20 protein-coding genes are annotated in these 24,800 nt (G+C 49.8%); 15 read left to right on the forward strand and 5 right to left on the reverse strand.

The genetic code is table 11. From position 1 onward, the window contains the following. The first annotated feature begins 131 nt into the window (after window positions 1-131). The 9 genes from EH198_RS15010 (at window position 132) to EH198_RS15050 (ending at window position 11,797) form a co-directional block, all read left to right on the forward strand. Entirely contained in the window at window positions 132-551 is a 420-nt protein-coding gene (locus EH198_RS15010; protein ID WP_124696328.1) for a DUF1284 domain-containing protein, read from the forward strand. 98 nt (window positions 552-649) lie between these two features. After that, window positions 650-2,191, forward strand: coding sequence for a bifunctional GNAT family N-acetyltransferase/carbon-nitrogen hydrolase family protein (locus EH198_RS15015; RefSeq protein WP_124696329.1), 1,542 nt, complete (start codon window positions 650-652; stop codon window positions 2,189-2,191). 12 nt (window positions 2,192-2,203) lie between these two features. Next, entirely contained in the window at window positions 2,204-3,079 is an 876-nt protein-coding gene (locus tag EH198_RS15020) for a carbon-nitrogen hydrolase family protein (RefSeq protein WP_124696330.1), read from the forward strand. A 237-nt stretch (window positions 3,080-3,316) separates the two neighbouring features. Then, window positions 3,317-5,056: a sensor histidine kinase gene (locus EH198_RS15025; protein ID WP_124696331.1), complete on the forward strand. Its 1,740-nt coding sequence runs from the start codon at window positions 3,317-3,319 to the stop codon at window positions 5,054-5,056. A gap of 14 nt (window positions 5,057-5,070) precedes the next feature. Next, window positions 5,071-6,705 (forward strand): helix-turn-helix domain-containing protein, encoded by a 1,635-nt coding sequence (locus EH198_RS15030; RefSeq protein ID WP_246014339.1) that lies wholly within the window; start codon window positions 5,071-5,073, stop codon window positions 6,703-6,705. A 74-nt stretch (window positions 6,706-6,779) separates the two neighbouring features. Then, window positions 6,780-7,742 (forward strand): ABC transporter permease, encoded by a 963-nt coding sequence (locus tag EH198_RS15035; protein ID WP_124696332.1) that lies wholly within the window; start codon window positions 6,780-6,782, stop codon window positions 7,740-7,742. 9 nt (window positions 7,743-7,751) lie between these two features. Next, window positions 7,752-8,633, forward strand: a complete 882-nt coding sequence (locus EH198_RS15040; RefSeq protein ID WP_124696333.1) for a carbohydrate ABC transporter permease — start codon at window positions 7,752-7,754, stop codon at window positions 8,631-8,633. A 58-nt stretch (window positions 8,634-8,691) separates the two neighbouring features. Further along, window positions 8,692-10,272 (forward strand): ABC transporter substrate-binding protein, encoded by a 1,581-nt coding sequence (locus tag EH198_RS15045; RefSeq protein ID WP_124696334.1) that lies wholly within the window; start codon window positions 8,692-8,694, stop codon window positions 10,270-10,272. Window positions 10,273-10,435: 163 nt separating this feature from the next. After that, the gene (locus EH198_RS15050; RefSeq protein WP_124696335.1) at window positions 10,436-11,797 is read left to right on the forward strand and encodes an MATE family efflux transporter; all 1,362 of its coding nucleotides are present in this window, start codon (window positions 10,436-10,438) and stop codon (window positions 11,795-11,797) included. Window positions 11,798-11,905: 108 nt separating this feature from the next. Here EH198_RS15050 and EH198_RS15055 read toward each other — a convergent pair whose 3' ends face one another. Further along, window positions 11,906-12,652, reverse strand: a complete 747-nt coding sequence (locus EH198_RS15055; RefSeq protein WP_124696336.1) for a ThuA domain-containing protein — start codon at window positions 12,650-12,652, stop codon at window positions 11,906-11,908. Then, window positions 12,639-13,712, reverse strand: coding sequence for a Gfo/Idh/MocA family protein (locus EH198_RS15060; RefSeq protein ID WP_124696337.1), 1,074 nt, complete (start codon window positions 13,710-13,712; stop codon window positions 12,639-12,641). The genes EH198_RS15055 and EH198_RS15060 overlap by 14 nt, the downstream gene beginning before the upstream one ends. Window positions 13,713-13,823: 111 nt before the next feature. On the opposite strand from EH198_RS15060, the gene EH198_RS15065 reads away from it, so the two are divergent. Next, complete coding sequence (locus EH198_RS15065) at window positions 13,824-14,738, forward strand: AraC family transcriptional regulator (protein ID WP_342772038.1); 915 nt, start codon at window positions 13,824-13,826, stop codon at window positions 14,736-14,738. 20 nt (window positions 14,739-14,758) lie between these two features. Here the strand turns inward: EH198_RS15065 and EH198_RS15070 are convergent, their stop codons facing one another. Further along, a complete protein-coding gene (locus tag EH198_RS15070; RefSeq protein ID WP_124696339.1) occupies window positions 14,759-15,583 on the reverse strand; it encodes a nitroreductase family protein in 825 nt (274 codons plus the stop codon). 247 nt (window positions 15,584-15,830) lie between these two features. Here EH198_RS15070 and EH198_RS15075 point away from each other — a divergent pair, with 247 nt between their 5' ends. From EH198_RS15075 to EH198_RS15095, 5 genes are all read left to right on the forward strand, one after another. Continuing rightward, on the forward strand, window positions 15,831-16,577 hold the full coding sequence (locus EH198_RS15075; protein ID WP_221621528.1) for a FadR/GntR family transcriptional regulator: 747 nt from the start codon (window positions 15,831-15,833) through the stop codon (window positions 16,575-16,577). A 134-nt stretch (window positions 16,578-16,711) separates the two neighbouring features. After that, entirely contained in the window at window positions 16,712-17,014 is a 303-nt protein-coding gene (locus tag EH198_RS15080; RefSeq protein ID WP_221621529.1) for a T9SS type B sorting domain-containing protein, read from the forward strand. A 57-nt stretch (window positions 17,015-17,071) separates the two neighbouring features. Further along, window positions 17,072-18,097, forward strand: coding sequence for a LacI family DNA-binding transcriptional regulator (locus tag EH198_RS15085; RefSeq protein ID WP_185702907.1), 1,026 nt, complete (start codon window positions 17,072-17,074; stop codon window positions 18,095-18,097). 25 nt (window positions 18,098-18,122) lie between these two features. Then, window positions 18,123-20,312: an alpha-galactosidase gene (locus EH198_RS15090; protein ID WP_124696342.1), complete on the forward strand. Its 2,190-nt coding sequence runs from the start codon at window positions 18,123-18,125 to the stop codon at window positions 20,310-20,312. Between the two features lie 312 nt (window positions 20,313-20,624). Further along, complete coding sequence (locus EH198_RS15095) at window positions 20,625-21,866, forward strand: MFS transporter (RefSeq protein ID WP_148091505.1); 1,242 nt, start codon at window positions 20,625-20,627, stop codon at window positions 21,864-21,866. Between the two features lie 129 nt (window positions 21,867-21,995). Here EH198_RS15095 and EH198_RS15100 read toward each other — a convergent pair whose 3' ends face one another. Together EH198_RS15100 and EH198_RS15105 are read right to left on the reverse strand one after the other, a co-directional pair. Next, window positions 21,996-23,036: an ABC transporter ATP-binding protein gene (locus EH198_RS15100; protein WP_124696343.1), complete on the reverse strand. Its 1,041-nt coding sequence runs from the start codon at window positions 23,034-23,036 to the stop codon at window positions 21,996-21,998. Then, on the reverse strand, window positions 23,026-24,789 hold the full coding sequence (locus EH198_RS15105) for an ABC transporter permease (RefSeq protein WP_124696344.1): 1,764 nt from the start codon (window positions 24,787-24,789) through the stop codon (window positions 23,026-23,028). Before EH198_RS15105 ends, EH198_RS15100 begins: the two co-directional genes overlap by 11 nt. Between the last annotated feature and the right edge of the window lie 11 nt (window positions 24,790-24,800).

The following is a 24,800-nucleotide window of genomic DNA, read 5'->3' on the forward strand; positions in this document are numbered from 1 at the left end:
ATTTCACTTTTAAGATTACCATTCTTTTCTTTATTATTTATATGTCCTTATCCAGCCAGGATTAATCCAGGAGGCTGCCATGCTATAATTGATGAAATTATGGATATCTTCATAGATAGGGGAAAGACAGGATGACGATACGATTGCGCGGGCATCATCTGCTCTGCCTGCTGGGATACCGTGGAATGGGATATTCCGCGGATTTTTGTGTGAACATGACGGAGATTTATGAGACTCTTCGAACCAAACCGGATACCGGGATCGAAATTGTCACGGGTCTGGACGACATTTGCCGTGCATTTCCGCATGATCAAGAGAATCATTGTGACGGAACCGTGCATGAATTGGATCAGGCGGTTTTGGCCAAGCTGGGTCTTGCACCCGGTTTTCGGGGAGAGTGGCGGGAGGTATGCGGGTATGTAGCCAAGCAGGTGGAACCTTCCGACATCGAGCGTTTATGTGTCACCTGTCCGTGGAAATCATACGGGGTATGCCAGGATGGAGTGCAGCTTGTCAGGGAAGGCCGGCCGCTGCCCGAGATTAAACCATAGCCTTGGAAGCCATTTATGTTTCTTTCCATGCGCAGGAGGATAAATTAACGGTAAAGAGCTGGATTGCAGCCCACCTTACAGACGAATGGGGAGTTACTATGACGGATGACGGGCATATTTCACCATTTGAAAAAAAGATCATTATACGCAGAATTGAACGCAAAGATTTTGACGATATTATTGAGCTTCAGAAGGTATGTTTCCCGAGCATGAAGCCATGGAAAAAGAGTCAGCTCGAAAGCCATATCCGGATTTTTCCGGAAGGGCAGTTGTGTGTGGAGTACGATTCGCGCATTATCGGGTCTTGTTCGAGTCTGCTCGTCAATTTCAACGATTATTTGGAGCAGCATACGTATGACGAAATTACGGACAACGGCTATATTAAAAACCATAATCCAAACGGTGAAAATTTATATGGAATGGAGGTTATGGTTCATCCGGACTTCCGCCGTATGAAAATTGGAAGACGGTTATACGAGGCCCGGAAGCGGCTGGCGGAGGAGCTGAATCTGAAGAGCATTATCGTCGGGGGCCGGATACCGGTTTACCATAAATACAGCGACAAGCTGAGCCCGCGGGAATATGCCGAAGAGGTGCTGCAGAAAAATATTTATGATCCCGTTCTTACCTTTCAAATGATGAACGGCTTTACTCTGAAACGGATTATTACGGATTATTTGCCGGACGATAAGGAATCCATGACCTATGCGGCTCTGCTGGAGTGGAACAACATTGAGTATAAGCCGAAGAAATCCAGAATCCATAGTAAAATGTCTTTTCCCGTACGGATTTGCGTAGTGCAGTACATGATGAAAAAGATTGAATCCTTTGAGGAATTCGCCACGCAGTGCGAGCATTACGTGGATGTCGCGTCCGATTATAAATCCGACTTTGCCGTGTTTCCGGAGAATATAACGATGCAGCTGCTTTCCTTTCTCGAAGAGAAGTCTCCGAGCCAGGCCGTACGCAAATTGGCGGAATTCACCCCGAATTATATGGAACTGTTCTCCGGACTGGCCGTTAAATACAACGTTAACGTTATTGGAGGATCCCATTTTGTCGAGCGAAACAACCGGATTTACAATGTAGCCCATTTATTCCGGCGGGACGGTACGATTTCCGAGCAGACCAAGCTTCACATCACTCCCAATGAGCAAAAGTGGTGGGGAATCAACGGCGGGAATGATTTGGAGGTGTTCGATACCGATTGCGGGAAGGTTTCCCTTCTCCTCAGCAATGACATTGAGTTCCCTGAGGTTTCGAGAATTGTAGCTGAAGAGGGAGCGCAAATCATTTTCGTGCCGTATTGCGTGGAAGACCGCCAGACCTTCCTGCGGGTAAAATACTGCGCGCAGGCAAGAGCGATCGAGAACCAGGTGTTTGTGGTGACATCCGGAACCGTCGGAAACCTGACCCACGTCGACAATGTCGATATCCAGTACGCGCAATCGGGCATTTATACACCGTCGGATTTCTCTTTTTCAAGGGACGGGATCGCCGGGGAATGCAGTGAAAATACGGAAACCGCCATTATGGCGGAAGTGGATCTGGAAGTGCTGCAACGTTACAAAAAAACGAAGGACGTGCTGACGATGAGTGACCGGAGGACGGACATCTATTCGCTTCACGTCCGTTCGTAGAGAGGACAGCTAATGACACAACTTAGAATAGCCGTTATGCAGTATGGGCTGAGTCCTATCCAAACGGAAGCGCAGTTTTGGGACGGGCTGCAGTCCAGAATCGATGAGGCTGTGAAAGAAAAGGCCGATCTGCTTGTTTTTCCCGAGTACACGACGGCCCATTTGCTGTCCATCGTTCCCGCCATGAGCTATGAAGAGGCCTGCGGCTATCTGGACGGAATTACGGCGGTGTATCGCGACTTTTTCCAGTCTGCCAGCGCAAAATCCGGCATAGCCATCTTGGCGGGAACCCATATTTGCAGGGATGAGCGACGGTTTGTGAACAAAGCGTCGCTGTTTTTCCCCGACGGCCGGGTGGAAACGCAAAACAAGCTTCATCTGACTCCGGAAGAGCAGAGGGATTGGAAGCTTGGGTATGGGGATGGATTAAACGTGATTGGAACTCCGTGGGGTAAACTGGCGATTTTGACCTGCTACGATATCGAATTTCCCGAGGCGGCCAGAATCGCGGCCGATAAAGGAGCAGAGCTTATCTTGTGTCCTTCTTATACGGAAGCAGCCAACGGATATTACCGGGTAAGGAATACGTGCCAGGCGCGCGCCATCGAAAACCAGCTGTTCGTCGCCTTGAGCGGGATTGTCGGAGAGTTGACGGAGAAGCGCTCTCAAGTAGACAGGGGATATGGTCAAGCAGGGCTATTTGCTCCCTGTGATTTCCCTTTTCCTCCGGATGGAGTGATAGGGGCGGGGGAGATGAATGAGAGCATGCTCGTATTTGCAACCGCCGACTTTACCATGCTTCGCGAGAACCGCGAACGGGGTACCGTCGCTCCGTTTTACGACCGCAGGCCTGCCCTGTACCGGAAAGAAAACGAATCATTTAAATGATAGGATTCCAAGTTGGTGTCAAACACAGAGGCAGCTATACTGCATAAAAAAGGAAGGCGCATCGTAAAACATTTTACGAGGCCTTCTTTTTTATTTGCTTTGATTAGGATTTCACTCGTTTCCACCTGAGATTTTTGATGTAATTTTTCTGGTTTTAGTTTAGCATATAGAGAGGAACGTAAACGCTTACTCTGGAAGTATATACGGTTCTTTTACATTACAAGGCGAGGGATAAACATGAGGATAAAAACCAATACGCTGGGGTTTCGGTTAATGCTGCTTTTTTCCGCTATTATGATTCCTCTTCTGCTTGTTCTTTTTGCGGCGGGCTATTATGCCAAGGATGTCGTGCTTGCACAGGTGTCCAAATCTTATCAAAATCTGGTCAACTCCAATCTTCAGATGATCGATAAGAGCCTGGATGATATTACGACAAACATGATTGATATGGTCGATCATGACGAGAACTTCCAGAGGTTCGGGCGGCCGGGCCTTTCGGATTCCGATTATTATTTTGCCCAAATGGGACTGATCCAGCGAAACCAGGCTTATCAAGCCTACTATCACACCGTCGACATGTTTTATGCCTACTCTAAGCCCAATGATGTGCTGGTTACCTCCAACATCCTCGGCTCTACGGAAGGCTATATGGACAACATCAAAAATTGGATTACGGATTCCATTCTTCATCCCGAGTCTTTGGAGGCGTTGCTGTATAAATGGACGATCGTCCGGATCGGGGGAGAATATTATTTGAACCGCGTTATTAGCGACGATCTGACCAATAACGCCTATATAGGGGCCTTGATCAATATAAATTCGCTGAAGTCCCCCTTGAACAGCCTCAATCTGCAGGCGGGGGGAGATCTCCTGTTTGTCGGCAACGACGGAATCGTTTTGTCTTCTCCCTCTGCCTCCCTCGGCGGGGACTTCAGGCTGCCGGCGGATAAAATGAACAAGAACTCCTCCTTTTCGTTATCGGAAGGGCACAGGAAGCTTTTTGTCGTCTCCAGCCAATCTCCCGAGATTGGAATTAATATGGCGATCGTTCTCCCCAATTCCGAGCTTTTACAGGGACTGAATGATTTTCAGACTCTGGTGAATCTGCTGCCGCTGTTCGTCTTTCTGATTCTGCTGCTTTATCTTTATATCTTCCGCAGAACGGTCATTCGGCCCATCCTGAAATTGCTTAGCGCCATCCACAGGATCCGGGGCGGCGCGATGGAGACGAAGCTGCCGGTTTCCAATCTCGTCGAATTTCAAAGCATCAATCATGCCTTTAACAGTATGGTAGAGGAAATTGGGTACCTAAAGATCGATGTGTATGAAGAGCGGCTGAATGCCCAGAATGCTGAACTCAAGCATTTGCAGACGCAGATTAATCCCCATTTTTTCCTCAATACGCTGAACATTATCTATCAACTGGCGGAATTGCAGCGGTATGAATTGGTGAAGAAGACGGTGCGTCATTTGGTCCAGTATTTCCGGTTTATGCTGCAGTCGAAGAGAGACACGATCACTCTCAGCCAGGAGCTGGAGCATATCCGAAATTATCTGGAAATTCAGAAAATGCGCTATCAGGATTCCTTTGATTTTGACATCCGGATTTCGGATGAATTGCTTGGCGCCTGTATTCCGTCCCTGCTCATTCAGCCTTTTGTGGAGAATGCCATGATTCACGGTATGAGCCTTAAAGGCGAATCCTTTAGTCTACAGATTTCAGCGAACCCGTCAGAGGAAATGGAAGGGCTGATGCGCATTGATGTGCAGGACAACGGCAAAGGCATCCTTGATGAGAAGCTGGAGGAGCTGAATGCTCCCGAATATGCCCCGGCATCCGAGGACAAGCATATCGGGATTTGGAATGTGAAGAAGCGGATAGCGATGCGTTATGGAGGAAAGGCCAGGATCCATCTCAGCCACAACGAGCCGAAAGGCATGCGGGTGACGATGGTTGTGCCCATCGAATATATTTGAGGAGTGAGAACATCATGGAGATGCTGATTGTGGACGATGAGAAATTTGCGGTGGAAGGAATCTGCCGCTGCAACGACTGGCAAGCGCTTGGAATCGATGAAGTGCATACAGCCAATCACGCCGATGAGGCAAGGGAGATTATGCAGGACCGCCGGATAGACATTCTGATCTGCGATATTGAAATGCCTGACGAAGATGGATTGTCATTGGTCCGGTGGGTAAAAGAGTGCTCTCCTCACACGGAGTCCCTGTTCCTGACCTGCCATTCGGAGTTTGCTTATGCGAAGCAGGCGATCAATCTGGGAAGCTTCGATTATCTGCTGAAGCCGGTAGACGGGGGAGAATTGGCCGGGGCCGTCACCCGCATGCTGCAAGCTATTAAGGAAAAAGAAGAGCATACGCGCTACACCGAGATGTACCGTAAATACTATTCGCTGTGGAAGAAACAGAAGCCGCGGCTGGTAGAACGCTTCTGGCAGGATCTGCTGTCCCGGAGACTGCTTTCCTTCGGCGATTTTCTGGAACGCGCGCTTCAGGATGCGCAGATTGACCTGCATCCGGACGACAGGGTGCTGCCTATTCTGATCAGTATTGAAGAATGGAACAAGCCTATGGATTCCCGGAATCAGGAAATCATGGAGTATGCGGTCAAGAAGGCGGCGGAGGAAATTTGGCTTGCCGGCCAGCCTGGAGAAGTCATTACGGACAAAGCCGGCGTTATGTTCGTCGTCGTGTACGCTTCCGGTTCAGCGGAGGATGCCGCAGCAGCAAGCATGACGGATTCTAGCTTAGACCGATGGATACAAACAGGCAGCCGTTTTATCAACGTGTGCCGGGAGTATTTTTATTGTTCGGTAACCTGCTACGTGGGCAAATATGCCCTGCTTCAGGAGTTGCCTGGTCTATGCGACAATTTGAAAAATATGGAGCGAGACAATATCACCGGAACGCAGTCCGTTCTACTGTACACTCCCCAGTCTCTTCAGGCATTGCCATCCGCCGGTCCGGGCGAGATTCATATTTCGGAATGGGCCAACTATATGCTGAACGGGGACAAGGAGATGATGATCCGGCTGATTCACCGGATTGTCGGCAGACTGGAAGCGACCCCGAATGTTCAGGGGAAGCACTTGACGACTCTTCATCAGGATACCTTGCAGATTATTTATCATTTTCTTCAGGTCAAAGGGATCAGCGCCAATCACGTTCCCCAGTTCCCCATGTGGGCATCGGCTCAAGTTCGCAGCTTGCGCCATTATATGCATTGGGCGGAGAGCCTGGTCTCCGCCGTAATGGAGGCGGCCTTCGAGCCGGATGAAAGGGACGGAGTCATCCAGAAATCCATCCGGTATATCCACCATAATGTGGAGGAGGACCTGTCGCGGGAGGATGTGGCCGCTCACGTCGGCCTGAATCCCGCTTACCTGTCCCGGCTGTTCAAGAAGGAAACCGGCCAGAACCTGATCGACTTCCTGATTGAAGCCAAAATGAACCGGGCGAAGGAACTGCTGGACACCACAGGCATGACGGTCAGCGCCATTGCGCAGCAAGTGGGATACTCCAACTTTTCCCATTTCACCAAAATGTTCAGGAAGCAATTTGAGGTAAATCCGCAGGAATACCGGAATGTCACAAAACGAATGGACTGAGGTTACAAAAACGGTGGGTACGACCTTTTTCCAAACGTATAATGAAGCCATACCAAATCAAAGAGGGTGGACTTATGGCTTCGGTAGAGGTCCTGGAAGCAAAGGCTTCCATAACGCGAAGTAAGACAAGAAAAGGAAAGCTGTGGAAGTACCGGTCGCTGATTATTCTGGCTTTACCCGGAATCCTGTTAATGTTTATCAACAATTATTTGCCCATGTTCGGCATTTTCCTGGCGTTCAAGGATCTGAATTATACCGATGGTATTTGGGCCAGCAAGTGGGTGGGCCTGAACAACTTCAAATTTCTGTTCGCTTCCAACGACGCCTGGGTAATTATCCGGCATACGATTTTTTATAACGTGGCCTTTCTTATCATCAACACCATACTTGCCATATTGCTGGCGATCTTGCTGAATGAAGTCAAGAATAAGTTCATGTCCAAGTTCTTTCAAAGCACGGTCATCCTGCCGAATTTCATCTCCATGGTTATTGTGGGCTACCTTGTATACGGTTTCCTGAATCCGGATCTCGGTTTTGTCAACAAGTTCATCATGGAACCTATGGGCTGGGAACCGGTCAACTGGTATGCCGCTCCTGAGCATTGGCCTTATATTTTAACGATTGTTAACACGTGGAAAAATGTCGGCTATGCGGCCGTTGTATATCTGGCGGCGATTATCGGAATCGATCAGGAATATTATGAAGCCGCTGTCATTGACGGCGCAAGCCGATGGAAACAGATGACGAAGATTACGATTCCGCTTATCGCCCCGGTCATTATCATCTTAACGCTGCTGGCTATCGGCAGAATCTTCAATGCGGACTTCGGGTTGTTCTACCAGGCGACCATGGCGTCGGGCATGCTGAAATCGACAACGGATGTCATCGACACTTATGTATACAATGCGCTGATGGTTACGGGCGATACCGGGCTGGCCTCGTCGGCAGGTTTGCTCCAATCGGTAGTCGGCTTTGTCCTGATATTGTCAGTGAATCTCATCGTACGTAAATTCAGTAAAGAGAACGCATTATTTTAGGAGGAGAATATGTCGACGAACAAACGGACCAACCCGCTGATCATTGCGGTTCTGTCTCTCTTCAGTCTGGCCTGCCTTATTCCGTTCTGGCTCGTGCTGACCGTGTCCATTGCCGATGAGAAAGAGGTTTTGAAACACGGATACAGCTTTTGGCCCCAGAAGTTTAGCTTTGTCGCCTATCAATATCTGATGCAGGATGCCGAAAAAATCCTAAGGGCATATGGGGTATCTATATTTGTTACGGTTGTCGGAGTCGTCGTAAGCTTGTTCGTAACCTCGGCGATGGCCTTTGCAATGTCCCGCCAGGACTTTCCGCTGAGAGGCGCCCTTAGCTTCTATATCTTAATTACGATGCTGTTCTCGGGCGGCCTGCTCCCTTGGTATCTGGTGTATACACGTTTCCTTCATGTGCAGGATACGCTGCTGGCCTTGATAATCCCCGGTTTGATCGGCGGCTTTAATGTAATCATCATGCGCACCTTCTTTACCACCAGCATTCCGCCGTCGCTGATTGACTCCGCCCAGATTGACGGAGCCAGCGAATACAGAACCTATTTCAGCATTATTCTTCCGCTGTCGCTGCCGGTTATGGCAACGATCGGTCTGTTCATTACCGTATCGTACTGGAATGACTGGTTCACAAGCCTGGTCTTTATCCAGAATGAGAAGCTGTTCTCTCTACAGTATTTGCTGAACAAAACCTTGATGAATGCTTCGTTTCTCCAGAGTATCGCCAATAAGGCTTACAGTTCCACAGCGCAGGTTACCCAGCCTCTGGAATCGATCCGCATGGCCATGGCCATGATTGCGATCGGACCGTTGGTGCTCGTATTCCCTTTCTTGCAAAAGTATTTTGTGAAAGGGCTTACGGTAGGGGCAGTGAAAGGCTAATACCGGGACAGACCGGATTAGTATATAGAAATATGAGACGAACTAGGGAGGCTGCAATATGAAATGGTTAAAGAAAGGTTCGGTCATTCTCTCTTCACTTATGCTGACGGTTGCTATGACGGCAACAGGATGTTCCAGCAGCAATAACAGCGGCAGTTCCAATTCTCCCCAGGCATCCAGCGGCGGAGACAGTGCAGCAGGCGGACTTAAGCCGTACGAAGTGGTTATGGTCTTCCCCGACGCGCCGCAGAAGGATAATGAGCTGGTTCAGAACGCAATGAATGATTATCTGAAAAAGACCTACCCCGACTTGAACGTAACCGTCAAGCTGAACCCGATCGATTGGGGCGCCTGGAGCGACAAAACGAATCTGATGATGGCTTCCGGGGACAAGTTCGACTTGATGTTTACCGCGGACTGGCTCGGCTTCCAGCAGGAAGTAACCAAGGGAGCGCTGCTTCCTCTGGATGACCTGCTTGCCAAATACGGACCGGACATCGAAGCGGTCGAAAAAAATTATCATGATCCGGCCAAGCGCGGAGGAAAGCTGTACGGCATTCATACCCACCAGGAACTGGGCGGCGCGCAGGGTGTTTATCTCGATAAAGCGCTGGTCGACAAATATAAATTTGATCTGAGCGCGTTTAAATCGGGCAAGGTTGAAGAACTGGAGCCGATGCTGAAGACGATCAAAGAGAACGAGCCCGGCATCACTCCGCTCGTTATGCCGAGCTTCCCGCTGGACGCCTACTACTCTTCGGGTACGCTGGATCAAATCGGCAACCTGGCCGCTCTCAATGTGAAAGGTACGGCGCCCGATGATTTCACCGTTACAAATATGTACAACACTCCGCGCTTTATGGAGCTGGCCAAGATGACGAACAAATGGTACAAGGCGGGATACACCAACAAGGATGCGCTGACTCCGGGTCTGGATGCCTGGAAGAAGATTCAGGCGGGTCAAGCTTTCGCCTTGGTGGGAGATATGGATATCCTGGCTAACATGGAGATCGGCTCGGTATCGAAATCGCCGAACGGCTCCCTCAAGGCCGGAAGAGATATGCTTCAAATTCCGCTCAACGTCGACAGACTGCAGACCGGTAAAATGACGGCGACGATGCAGGCGATTTCCAAAACGTCCAAAGACCCGGAACGCGCGATGATGCTCCTCAACCTGTTCTTCAAGGATAAAAATCTGCTGACCTTGTTCAACTTCGGTATTGAAGGAACGCACTATGTGCTGAAAGACGGACAAGTTGCCCTGCCTGACGGCAAAACGAATAACGATGTCGGATTCTATCACGATATTATGTGGCAAATCGGGAACCAAATGCTGAACTATACCCGGGTGGGCGAAGATCCGAACAAATATCAAAACTACGAGAAGTTTAACGCATTGGTTTCCGGTAACCCGTCCCGGATCTTCGGATTCGTCTTTGACCCGGAACCGGTGAAGAATGAAATGATCTCCATCGACAATGCCAACAAAGCATTCGTAGACGGAATTAAATCCGGCCAACTGGATCCGGAGGAAAATCTTCCGAAGCTGCTTGAGAAGCAAAAAGCGGCAGGCGCTGACAAAGTCATCGCCGAAGCGCAAAAACAGCTTGACGCTTGGCGCGCGGCTAACGGCAAATAAGAGTGAGGAAATAAGACCATGCGGAAAGGGTGTAATCCTGAGGGGTTATGCCCTTTTTGCTTGCGTATATCCCCAAGGTCGCTATTGTACAAAAAGGTTAAAGAATTGACGTTAAAGGGGAAAACAAGAAAGCCTACGGGGTATAAGGAAGAAGGCGTCTAACATGAACAGAAACCAGGCAGGGAGCTTATCCCTGTTTGCTATTTCTTGGCCGATATTTATTGAATCCGCCCTCCAAGTGCTCTTGCGGACGACGGATACACTGATGCTGAGCAAGGTTTCGGATGAAGCGGTTGCCTCTGTCGGCGTGTCCAACCAGATTATCATGTTTGCCTTGCTGACATTCAACTTTATCGCACTGGGTTCTACCGTTGTCGTCACCCAGTATCTCGGTTCCCGCCGGACGGGAGAAATCGAGAAGATCGTGGCTTCATCGCTCGGAATCAATTTTGTATTTGGCCTCCTTATGAGCCTGATTGTCGTCTTGTTCAGCGGGAAGCTGCTGCATATATTCAATCTGGGGCCGGACCTGTTTGAAATGGCCCGCACTTACTTGCTGATTACCGGCGGAGCGCTTGTACTGCAGGCTTTGAACACGGTGACGGTCGCGATTATTCAATCCCACGGATTTACCCGGCACACGATGATGGTAGCCGTCGGGATCAACCTGCTGCACGTCTTCGGCAACTATATGTTTATTTTCGGTCCCATGGGGTTTCCAAAGCTTGGTGTGACGGGTGTGGCGATCTCAACGAATGTCAGTCAATTGATCGGTTTAGCCATCAATCTGTTCATCCTTCGGAAGGTGGTCGGGGTTCCGATTCAATGGTTCAATCTGATTCACTGGAACCGCGAGCTTGTGTCCAAAGTGCTGCAGGTCGGCATTCCCTCTTCAGCGGTCAATTTGTCGTACAACGTCAGCCAGATCGTGATCACCTCGTTCATTACGTCGCTTGGCCCCATGATGCTGACCACCAAGATTTATACACAGAACATCACGTTCATCGTCATGATCATCGCCGTATCGATCGGAAGGGGCATCCAGATCATCGTAGGACATCTTGTAGGGGCTGGAGAGCGTGAGGAAGCCTATAAGCAAGTGCTTCGCAATCTGTTCCGCAGTATGCTGATTACGCTTGCGGCCGTCGCCGTCATCTGCTTCTTCCGCTTTCCGATGCTTGAAATGTTCACCGAGTCGAAGGAGATTATCCGGATGGGGTCCACTCTGATCCTGCTGGGCTTCTTACTGGAGCCGGGAAGAAACTTCAATATCATCTTCGAGCGCTCCCTGCAGGCGGCGGGCGATGCGCGGTTCGCCATGAAATCGGCAATCCTCATTATGTGGCTGTTCAGCATGCCGCTTATGTATCTGCTCGGGATTCATCTGGGTTATGGCCTGTACGGCATATGGGCCGGATTTATTATTGACGAGTGGGTGCGGGGACTGGTCCTCTATATGCGCTGGAGAAGCAGAGCATGGGAGCAAAAGGCGCTGATGCCCTGCACGGAGGAAGTTACGGTCTGACGAATATGCATTCGCGGATGAACTCCATTCGGCAAATTTGCTCAAAAAAAAGGTGTCCGGAACGGCCCTCAGTGGCTGCCCGGACACCTTTTTCAAAATGTACAAGTGTTAGCTAAGTACGCTGTTTATTTGCAAGGGTTCAATGGGGGACACACGGCCGTACGATATATTCGCCCCTTGCGTCGGGGCCGCCCAGTGTACGGCGTTCTTAATTACATGCAGAACCTCAGGCTGATGGTAGATCGGGAAGGTCTCATGACCCGGTCTGAAATAGAAAAGCTTGCCTTTGCCCCTGCGGTAGCAGCATCCGCTGCGGAACACTTCGCCGCCTTCGAACCAGGAGATGAAGACCAATTCGTCCGGGGCCGGAATTTCAAAACGCTCCCCGTACATTTCCTCCTTGGGAATTTCGATATACTCACCCAGCCCGTCGGCGATGGGATGGCCGTGCTCGATGACCCACAGCCGTTCCTTTTCACCGTCGTCCCGCCATTTAAGAGCGCCGGTCTTGGTGCCCAGCAAACGTTCGAACACCTTGGAGCCGTGCCCCGAATGAAGAACGATGAGGCCCATTCCTTTTAAAACCCGGTCCCGTACTTTATCCGCAATATCATCCCGGACCTCGTCATGCGCCATATGCCCCCACCAGATGAGCACGTCCGTGTTGTCCAATACATCATCCGTTAATCCATGCTCCGGTTCGTCCAGCGTCGCCGTTGCGACTTCCAGGCCGGGGGCGGTTTTCAGATAGCCGGCAATGGCGTTATGAATCCCTTCAGGGTAAATGCCCGCCACCTGCGGATTGACCTTTTCATGCCGGTATTCGTTCCATACGGTTACTTTAAGCGTATTCATTTGTGAGAACCTCCTGTTTGATGGATACCCATTTTTGTTCGGTAAAAGATTCAACAATAGCGTCAACGGCCAGTTGATTGACATATCCGTCCGCCATTGTGGCGTTCTTGCCATCGCCGCGTCCGTTCAGCAGATTGAAAAAGGCTTGCATTTGGCCCAGCTTGAACGAATCGGGAATCTGCACCTGGCGGAACTGCTTATCTTCCTCGTCGGCCAATTTCACCAGCAGCGTATCTTCTTCATCCAGATTATACACAAGAGCGCCTTTGGTTCCGTAAATCTCAATTTGCTGGTAATTCCCGCGGCCGTAAGCAAATCTCGAGATGTTCATGGTGGCGGAGATTCCGCCTTCCATTCGGGAAAGGACGTGGCAGTAATCATCGACGTCAACCTCGCCTTTGCCCGATCCGTCCAGACGGTTCCGCTCATGGATAATTGTTCCGGCATCGGCGAAGACGCGCTGCGTATCACCGACCAGAAAACGGGTCAGATCAAGAATGTGACAGCCGAGATCCCCCATGGCTCCGGAGCCGGTAAGCTCCTTTTGAAATCTCCACACCAGCGGGATCTCCTCTTTAATGCCCCAGCTCTGAAGATATTGGCTGTATACATGATGAATGGTCCCCAGCTTGCCTTCTTCGATCAGCCACTTTGCGTACCGTGCGGCCGTTTTGTAGCGATAAGAAAAACAGATCATATGAGGGAGGGGATCGCGCTCCAGCGCTTCCTTGAGGACCGCCGCTTCTTTGGCTTCCAGAGTAACCGGCTTTTCAAGGGCGAAGGGCTTGCGGTGCTCAATTGCGGCCAACGCAATGGCAAAATGATTATAGTTGGGCGTGCCGATGGTTATGGCGTCCAGCTCCGGGTCCTTAAGCAGATCGGCATAGTTCAAATAGGTGCGGGACTCCGGGATATTCCACTCCTTGCTTCGGGCGGCAAGCTTCTCTTCGTTACAGTCGCAGATGGACCAAATCTCCGCGTCTTCGCTCTCTAAGATCCCTTTGCTGTGAAAATCCGCGATTCCACCGAGTCCGATCATACCGATTTTTAATTTCCCCATATTCATCATCATCCTAACGGTTAAGATTGGTGGAGACTCCTTTGTCAGTATAGTCTGTGATAGAATGAATGAGGATGGCGAATCTAGACTCTTTTTGTACAATAGCGACTTTTGGAACGATTTAAGCTGATGGGGGTGCTCTGCTTGCTGGCCGTAAATATCGATCTCGTGCCCCGCATTACATGGATGGGGTTCGTTTCCTATAAGAGTCCGTGGATTCATTTCAAGCGCAACGTGAACGAGTACATTATGTATCTGATCAAGAGCGGCGAGCTCCATATGGTGGAGGACGGGAAGGAATATATTTTGAAAAAAGGGGATGTGCTGATCCTTGAGCCGAATCTGGATCATGAAGGGTTCGAGAAGCATACATGCGACTACTACTACATTCATTTTAAGCATCCCGATATAGCGCCTCTTAGTGTGGAGGACCCGGAGTCTTTTGCCAAAAGATTTATCTTTGAGGATCAAGGCGCCGAAGAGAGCGTCAAATGCTGCTTTCCGAAGCACTTCACCCTTACGGACAAATCGGTTCTGTCCCAGATCTACAACAGTTTGAATGAAATGCTGCAGCTGTACCGGCGCAAAAATTATAACCGGAGCCTGACCGCGCTGAAGCTGTCCGAGCTGTTCATCCTGCTCTCGCGCGAGAGTCTTCTGGAGGAACTGCAGAACAACCGGAAAAGGACAACGAAAGCGATTGTCAAGGCTCACGGGCTGCTCGACTACATTCACACCCACTATCAGAGCAAAATCACGAGCCGGGATATCGAAGCCCTGTTCGAATGCAATTTCGATTACTTGAACCGGACCTTCAACAAGCTGACCGGCCACTCGATCACCCATTATATCAACAAGGTAAGAATCGACCAGGCTCAAGAGCTGCTACAGGCCACGCACTTAAGCATCGGTGAAATCGCCTATCTCGTCGGCTTTGCAGACATCTATTATTTCAGCAAAGTATTCAAGAAATATGCAGGGCTTTCGCCCGCCGCTTACTACAAGAAGATACGGGAAGAGGAATAGAGTATCTCCCTGCAACTGAACTAGTGGATTGTCTCCGTATCGGATTCATAAAAACTGACGTTGAGCGGGTTTCTATCCACAAATCTTGGATAGCGATACTTCGGGCTGCCTACCATAACGGCGCCTGTTATTTTCTTCCCTTCGGGAATATTGAATAATTTCAGCATGGGGGAATGATCCTTGAGCGCAATCTTCTCAAATATTCCGGCCCAACATGAACCTAATCCAAGCGTTGGCGCATACAGCTCCAAATAGGCCAAGGAAAGAATAGAGTTTTCTCTGCCTCTCGGGAAGTTCTTATCGGCAATGGCCAGAACAAGAGCGGGGGCTCCCCGTAAAATCGTGTCGATACCTTTCTCATGATAAGGCTTGAAAAAGTTATCCCGTCCTCGACTGAGCTCGGCATCACTTTCCAATCCTTCAACTGCCATTGCAACAGCCCGGTCAATGATATCCTTATTGTCAATTATTATGTAGGAGACGCCCTGCAAATTGCTTCCGGTAGGGGCATAATGAGCGATATTAACAAGCTGTATCAGCTTTTCTCTTGGAACGGGAGCGTTTCTGTAAGACCGGATGGAACGTCTGGAACGAAGGAAGTTTTCCGCCTCCTCGGGGCTTAATTTTGGCAGCTTTTTTGAACTCGTTTGATTAGCAAGCGGTGTTCTTTTATTATCAATAGCTTCTTTGGGACAGACGGCCACGCAATGGCCGCAGGCAATACAGTTCTGCGGATAAACTTCTTCCGGACCATTTTCTCCAAGCTTCAATGCCTGTTCCGGACACTCGTTTATGCAAACCCCGCATTTCGCACATTTGTCTTGATCTACCATTATCAAACTCATGTTTCTTCCTCCTTCTGGAAATCCCTTTCCGAGTCACCCTATCTGGGTGGAATAAGCATTGTCGTTTGATGTCTGTTCCGATAATACAACAAAATCTAACATAAATAAAATGAATATTAATCATAGGATACATACCAAAAATGGTATGTCTGAAGATCCTCTCCTTCCTTGACCTCTCCCATAGAGCGTTGTTAAAATGGTTATACCAGTATTGGTATAACCATTTTGTATGCGGAGGAGCGACCCTATGCCGCCGGCGGAGAAACAGAACATCAGAGAATACGTGATTCAGCATATTTTGGAAAGAATTGAGCGCGGTGAGTTGAAGTCCGGCGATAAGCTGACGAATGAGCGCGAGTTGTCGGAACGGCTTGGCGTTAGCCGGGTTCCGCTGCGCGAAGCGATTTCGGCGTTGTCGACGCTGGGAATTCTGGAAGCCCGCCAGGGAGAAGGCACGTTCGTCAGCGAGTATAATCCCGGTGCAATCGGTAAGATCATCCGGACGTACCGCTTGTTTGACCGTTCCCTGATCGAGGAAATTTTTGAAGCGAGGGTTCTTCTGGAGGCCGATGCGGCCAGGCTGGCCGCCGTGAACCGTACCGACGAGGATTTAAGCACAATCAAAGAGGCTATGCGCAGGCATGAAGAAACGGTGCGTCGGTATTCGGAGAAAGAGGCGGATATCGCAACCGTTCTGGAATGCGACAACGAGGTTCATTTGGGAATCGCCGCCGCCGCTCATAACAATTTCTTTCTGCAAATCATCGATACCGTTCGCCACGCAGGGCAGAGCCGTCATATTTTTGCCGAAAAATACACGGTGAACCCGCTTCACATTGAGGAATCCGTTGCTTATCACGGCAGCATTGTCAGTGCTATTGAGCAGCGGGACAGCGAAGCCGCCTATCAAGCGATGAGAGAGCATATTCTGCACATTCGGGCGGCCCTGGACGTGGACAAGCTGAAAGAGGATTTCGACGGCAAAAGGGAATAAGCATCGAAGCATAGACCTCACTTTGTGGGGCTATTTTGCAGGCTATCTTTCGAAAAAGGAGTCTTGGTCATGAAAAGAATACAGGGTCCCGTGCTGCTAGCGACGGCGCTTTTTCTTGTGCCGCTCGCGACGGCTTGCGGCGGGAGCGATCTGGCGGCATCAAGCAGCCGGGAGCGGCGTCCCGGACGCTGGGAATTTCATTTCCTTTCGTCCGTCAGGACGGAATCGCGTCCAACCAGTTCGCCGTATGGGTGGAGGACAGCCGGGGCCGATATGTCACGACGCTTTACGCCACCCGGTTTATTGCTACCGGAGGGTATAAGCTACGGCCGGAGGCCATTCCGACTTGGGTGAAGCATTCGGGACTTGCGAAGGCTTCACCTTTTTTGGATAAATTATTGCATGAAAACGATTTCTTTGATATATTGTTACCATAAAAGTTTACTAGTTGTTAAGTAAAATTGTTGGTTAAATCAGTGGGGGTGATGAGCAGGATGACAAGGATTAAGGATGTAGCCGAGTTCGCCAATGTCTCAACGGCCACAGTATCCAGAATATTGAACAATGATCCTTCCCTTTCAGTTTCCGGTGAAACGAGGAAAAGAGTTCTGGAAGTGGTAAATGAATTAAACTATAAGCCCGGAAGAAGAAAGAGGACCAAAGCGGTTCAGGACAAAGACTCCTACAACGTAGGCCTTGTTTTGACAAATGATGAAGCCATAGATCCTTATTTCATGTCCATCAGACAAGGCGCCGAGAGCGCATGCGATGAATATTCGGTGAAAATCGCCTCGGTGTTCAATATCGGCAAAAGTAATTTTTCCTCCGACAGCATGGCCCAGCTTGATGGCCTTATCGTTCTGGGTGATGTGAACAGCGAGGAACTTCAGGGCGTATACAGCCACAACCCTAACATTGTTTTTGTTGATTTTTTACCCGAGGAAGTGAATGTGGATGTCGTGATTTCCGATTTTGAAACCGCAACCCGTAAGATTTTGGACCACCTGTTTAGTAACGGTCACAGTCAAATTGCGTACATCGGCGGAAAGGGTTTAATCCGGAGCATCCATAACGGAAGAACGATTGAGAAAGATGATATCCGGCTGAAAACCTATGAGAGAATGATGAAAGAGAAGGGGCTTTTTGAAGAGGACAATGTTCTGGTAGGGGAATTCGGACCAATGAGCGGATATACCCTGATGAAACGGCTGATCGGCCAAAAATCCTTTCCGAGCGCGGTTGTGATTGCCAGCGATCCCATGGCGATTGGCGCCATGAAGGCGCTGCATGAGGCGGGCCTAAAGGTTCCCGGCGATATTTCCATTTTCAGCTTTGACGATATCGTGGCTTCCGCCTTTTTGAATCCAACGCTGTCTACGGTTAAAGTCCACACGGAAGAGATGGGAAGGACCGCAGTCAAGCTTTTGGTTGACCGGATGAAGAACGGCAGGGAGCTGCCGCTCAAAGTCATTTTACCGACCGAACTCGTTGTGAGAGAAAGCAGCGGGCCATTATTATAACAATCTAGTAGGAGTGATCTTTTCAATGGGAGTACTTTTTGATGCAGAGAACCGACTTTTTCATTTGCAAGCCAAAGATACCAGCTATGTTATCGGCATTGTTCGTGATGAATACCTGCTGCACCTGTATTGGGGAAGGAAAATTGCCGAATATCATCATTCCAACCGGATTCAGCTGCTTGATCGGGGTTTTTCCGGAAATCCCTACAAAGAAGACCGTGCTTTCTCGCTCGATACGCTTCCGCAGGAGTATCCCCAGTACGGAAATACCGATTACCGCAAGCCCGCCTATCAGGTTCAGTTGGAGAACGGATCGACAGTTTCCGATTTGCGCTACCGGTCGCATACTATTTTTAAAGGAAAACAGGGGCTGGAAGGCCTTCCCGCCGTTTACACCGAGGATGATCAGGAAGCGGAAACGCTTGAAATTGTCTTGGAAGATCAAGTATCCGGATTGCAGGTGCTGTTAAGCTACACCGTGTTTGAACAGTTCAATGTCATTACCAGATCCGTTCGCTTCGCGAATAAAGGGTCCGAGTCCCTGAAGCTGCTGAGAGCCTTAAGCTTAAGCGTAGATTTTCAGGATGCCGACTTCGATTTCCTTCATCTGTATGGGGCCCACGTGAAAGAAAGGCATATCGCAAGACAGCCGCTCAGACACGGAATCCAGTCCATTGAAAGCACAAGAGGCGCCAGCAGCCACCAGCACAACCCGTTTATTGCCCTGCTGAGACAAGGCGCGAATGAAACCTCCGGCGAGGTCTATGCTTTTAACTTTGTGTACAGCGGAAATTTCCTGGCCCAGGCCGAAGTGGATCAATTCCGCAATACCAGAGTGACGATGGGGATCAATCCCTTCGACTTCAACTGGAAGCTTGACCCCGGCGAAGAATTCCAGGCGCCCGAGGCGGTTATGGTCTACTCATCGGAGGGCCTTGGGGGGATGTCGAGAACCTTCCATGATTTATATCGGACCCGGCTCACGAGAGGAAGCTACCGCGACAAAGAACGGCCTGTGCTGGTTAACAACTGGGAAGCGACTTATTTCGATTTCAATGCGGATAAAATACTGGATATTGCAAGCGTCGGAAAGGAACTCGGGATCGAGCTGTTTGTTCTTGACGACGGCTGGTTTGAAAAAAGAAATGGCGACAAGTCCTCGCTAGGCGACTGGTTCGTGGACCGTGACAAGCTGCCGGACGGGCTGGACCATCTGGCGGAACGGGTAAATGAAATGGGGCTGCAGTTCGGGCTTTGGTTCGAGCCTGAAATGATCTCGGTGGACAGCGATTTATACCGTGAGCATCCGGATTGGTGTCTGCATGTGCCCAGCCGTCCCCGGTCCGAGAGCCGCAATCAGCTCATTCTTGATTTTTCCCGGGAAGATGTATGTGAAGAAATTACCAAGAGGGTAAGCGCGATTCTGGAGACGGTTCCGGTGTCTTATGTGAAGTGGGATATGAACCGTCATATGACGGAGATCGGCTCCGCATCCCTGCCGGCGGACAGACAGAGAGAAACGGCGCATCGCTATATGCTTGGACTGTACAAAGTTATGGATGCGATCACCTCCTCTTTTCCAGAAGTGCTGTTTGAAAGCTGCTCCGGCGGGGGTGGAAGATTCGATCCCGGTATTCTCTACTACATGCCGCAGACGTGGACAAGCGATAACACAGACGCCGTTTCCCGTTTAAAAATCCAGTACGGCACAAGTCTCGTGTACCCGATTATTACAATGGGCTCCCATGTCTCCGCGGTTCCGAATCACCAGGTTCACCGGATTACTTCGATGGAGATGCGGGGCGATGTGGCGATGTCCGGGAATTTGGGCTATGAGCTGGATTTGACCAAACTGACCGATGAGGAAAAAGAGACGGTCAAACAGCAGGTAGCCAAGTACAAGGAGATCCGAAGCCTGATTCAATTCGGCGATTTCTACCGCCTGCTCAGCCCGTTTGAGGGCAATGAAACCGCATGGCTGTTTGCGGACAAAGAGAAGAAAGAAGTCATGGCCTTCTTCTTCAATGTTGTGGCCGAACCCGCGGCCCCGTTAAAATACTTGAAGTTGAACGGAATCGATGTGACCAAGACATACCGGTTAACCGGGACGGATCAGGTATACGGCGGAGACGAGCTTGCTTATGTCGGGTTGAGTATTCCCACGGAGGCTGAGCGGGATTTCCATAGTTATGTTTGGCATTTTACCGAAGTGTAAAATCGAATTACGAAAATTAAGAAGCGGCCTTTCCTTTAGAGGAGAGGCCGTTTAACTATCTATAAATCTGGTTATTTAGTTAATAAATCGGTAAAATAAGCGATGAAGTTGTTCGTTTTCGTGATTATTCGCTTAATTGTCAAAAATAATATAACAATTTAATAGAAAATGGGAAAAATCCAATTATTCTATTGAATGTATGCGTTATCTTTGGTATACTCGTTTTAGTAAATTATTCGACTATTAACTAGTTAACTTTAAGAAAGCGTTTTACCAGGTACGGAAACAAAGCAAGTTAAGGAGGAGATTTAATTGAGAACGCTTAACAGAAATTATTGGATTTTTGGGGTATTCTTTATGCTTTACTTCTTCATTTGGGCTGCTTGTACCATGTTTTTGTCGTTATGGCTGACACAAGAGGGAGGTCTCAACTCCACCAAGACGGGGATTATCTTTTCGGCTATATCGATCGCGGCGATGTGCTTCCAGCCTTTTTTCGGAATCGTGTCGGATAAGCTGGGACTCAAAAAGAGCCTGCTTTGGCTGTTTATTGGACTGCTGGTGTTCATTGGACCGTTCTTTGTTTACTTATTTCCGGCTTTGCTTAAGACGAATATCATTCTGGCGGCTGTAATTGGCGGCGCTTACCTGGGAGCAATTTTCAATGGCGGCGTCGGCGCAATCGAAGCCTATATTGAAAGAGTCAGTCATTTGAACGGGTTTGAGTACGGACGGGTCAGAGTATTCGGGAACATTGGCGCCGCGGCAAGCACCTTTGTGACAGGGCATTTGTTTAATACCAACCCGGATCTCGTCTTCTGGATCGGTACAGGGATGGCGCTGCTGCTGGCCGTTGTGTTCTCCTTCGCCAAGATGGGGAAAGCCGAGTCCCAAGCCGTTGATACGGAGAAAGCAACGGCTCCTCCTAAAGGCTCAACGATAGCTCTTTTTAAGAATAGAAAGTTCTGGATGCTTATGCTGTATGTTCTTGGAGTTGGATGCGTTTACGATGTTTACGATCAGCAATTTGCCGTTTACTTTACCCATTTCTTCTCCACGCCGGAGAAGGGAACACAGGTTTTTGGCAATCTCGTCACCTTCCAAATCTTTTTGGAAGCGATTGTAATGATTCTGGCGCCGTTTGTTATCAACAAAATCGGAGCGAAAAACGCACTGCTCTACGCCGGCTTCATTATGTCCTTACGGATGGTGGGATCAAGTCTGGCGGACGGAGCGGTCGCCATCAGCTTGGTGAAATTAATGCATGCCTTTGAAGTTCCGATTCTGCTGGTGGCCATCTTCAAGTACATCTCGGCGAATTTCGATGTGAGATTGTCCGCGACGATCTATCTGATCGGCTTCCAGTTCACGAAACAGATAGGAGCGATCTTCCTGTCGACCATCGCAGGGAATATGTATGATACGGTTGGATTTAAAAGCGCATACTTGTTACTTGGTTCTATTGCGCTCATCTTCACCTTGATTTCAATCTTTACATTATCCGGTAAAAAGTTGTATGTTATGAAGAATGTAAGCGCTCAAGAGGCAAGTTGAAAGAAATTCTTAAAATGAAAGAACCCGGACAGCCAGTGTCCGGGTTCTTTGCTTTGGCGATCAATGATATCCTTCGGCGAACATTTACTATGAAGCGCTGCTGCCACCTTTACGTCTTGCCGATTCAGCTCACCCGACTTGCTGTTTGAGACTTAAAGTTACCTTATCGTATAACCGGAACGGCAGGGAGGAAATAACCTCCAGATGATCGGAGCCGCTGCGGATATGATATTGAAACTCACGGCCTTGGAACTGAATATTTACGATTTCTCCGATTATTCCGGCTTGGCTTTCCTGTGAAATAAGAAATTGATCGGGCCGGACCGGATAGATCCGATTGAGCTTAAAGCTGCTGCCCGCCCCTTCACCCGACCAGGAGGTATTGATGCTATTTTCCGGAATAAACCGGTTGTTGATCCAGCGGCCTTTGACCAGATTGGCTTTCGAAACAAATTTGGCGACAAAAATGGTCTGCGGATGCAAATAAACCTCAGACGGGGTGCCGGCCTGCTCAATCTTTCCATCCTTCATGACGATAATGCGGTCCGCCATAGCCAATGCCTCTCCCTGGTCATGGGTTACATAAACAATCGATGAAGAGGTCCGGCGGTGAACATGCTGTATTTCACGGCGCATGTCCATGCGGAGCATGGCATCCAGGCTGCTGAGCGGTTCGTCCATGAGCAGCAGCGAAGGCTCTGAAGCAATGGCTCGCGCAATGGAAACCCGCTGCTTCTGTCCGCCAGACAGCTCATGCGGCATGCGGGAAGCAAGCGGGGCAAGACCAGCGAGATCAAGCACCTGCTCTACGCGTTCCCGCTCATTTCGTTTAATATGCGCGGGCGTTTCTTTATGCGCGCGAATCGGAAACCGGATATGCTCGGCTACGTTCATATGAGGCCATAAGGCGAAGGATTGAAAGACCATGCCGACTCTCCGTTTCTCCGGTGGCATCATGACACCGCTGCCGGCAACAACGCGTCCATCGATGAGGATTTGCCCGGAGGTAGGCTGCTCAAATCCGGCCAGCATGCGCAGGAGTGTTGTTTTTCCGCAGCCGGAAGGCCCGAGAATCGCCACAAACTCGCCTTCGCCAATGGTGAGATCGATGGAACGAACCGCTTCGAAGCTGCCGAACGATTTGCAGACTGCATTTAGTTCAATACTCATGTGATTGCCCTCCTGGGCGCGATGTCCATTTGTGGATGAGCAGCAGTACAGCTCCCCCCGCCCCGATGAGCGCGACGATCAGACTGGACAACGCGGTAGAATAAAGGGTATCCCCTGCCTGCTCAAAACTGAAAATCGTTACACCAATCGTCTGTGAGCCGGATGCGTACAGCAGCGCCGATACCGTTAGCTCCGTAAGCGCCGTAAGAAAGACGAGGATTCCTCCGGTCAGTAAACCCGGCAGTACGAGCGGAAGCAGTATTGCTATCCATCTCCGCCGGATGCCCGCTCCGGATACGCGGGCCGCCTCCTCTATGGAAGAATCAATCTGCATAAATGCGGATACCCCCGAACGGATTTGCAGAATGAGGAACCTGCAGATATAAGCAATGAACAAGATCGACATGGTGCCGTAGATGCCGGGATTCCATCCGGGTATAGGCTCCATCCAGACGAGAATCATCGACAGAGCGAATACGATGCCCGGCAGAGTGTAGGGAACGGAAGCGGCAATTTCCACTGCTTTATTCAGGCCAGACGGCTTGCGGACACGAAGATAGGCGAATAAGGAGCCGGCAACGAGACAGACCAGCATGGTAACGAGTGAGAGTACAAGACTGTTCCGGATGGCCATCCACACCTGCGGATTCTCAAACAGAACGTAACGGTAGTTGTCGAAGGTTATATTGGAAGCCGTCAGGCCGAGGCCGTAGGCTCTCTTTAACGACATGGTTATCATTGAGGATAAGGGCACAACCGTAATCAGCAGCAAAAATATCCACAATGCGGCGGATACCGCCTTGCCGAATCTTCCCAGCGTGTAGCGCGGGACAAAGTCCGGTTGAACCGTATCCGACACATGGTTTTTACGGAGCAGCATCCATTGAATCAAACTTCCCAGCACCGCGGCTGCCCCAAGCAGTACGGAAAGGCAAGCGCCTCTAGCGAATGCCGATGGCCCGAATCCGATGATTTCTTCATAAATCAGTGTGCTGAGGACGGAAATATTCACTGGAGTTCCCAGAAAAGCCGGTATACCGAAGTTGTCCAGCGATGCAAGGAAGACCAGAAGACCGCCGGCGGTCAGACCCGGCAGCGCCAAAGGCAGCGTTATCCGGCAAAACGTTCTGAATGCTCCCGAACCTCCGGCTCTGGCCGCCCATTCCAGATCACGCGGGATTTTCCTGAACACTTCCAGCGTAAACATATAGACCAGCGGGAAGTGATGAATCCCCATAACGAAAATAATCCCGCCCATGCTGTACATGCTCCATGGAGCCAGTCCGGGATTAACCCATTGAAGAAGCTTGGTCGCCCAGCCCTGCGGTCCCATTAATGAAGACCACGATAGGGTCAGTACATAAGAAGGCAAAATAAAGCACAGTAAAATGGCCAGATGCAGCATTCTTTTTCGGCCGATATCCGTATAGGCGACCACCCAGGCGAACACGGTTCCGAGCAGCAGAGAAAGCGAAGTAGACCCTGCAACTACGGTGCCGGTATTGCGAAGCGTGGTCCAAAAACGTTCCTGATGCATCAGTTCGCGGTAATGCGCCAGCGTAAAGCCCGAATCGCTCTGGAAGCTGAGCAATATTAATTTGATAACCGGGAATATAAAGAGAAGCAGAACCGCCAGCATTCCCAGCAGCCCTGCGGCTCTGCTTCCCCGGAACCTTCGGAAAAACGGAGAAAGGATCTTTCGATCCTTTCCGTTTTGCGGTATGGAAATGGAATGCGGTCTTACTTCGCTCATCTCAGTAGGCT

This window comes from Paenibacillus rhizophilus (assembly GCF_003854965.1).
Lineage (GTDB): Bacteria > Bacillota > Bacilli > Paenibacillales > Paenibacillaceae > Paenibacillus_AQ > Paenibacillus_AQ rhizophilus.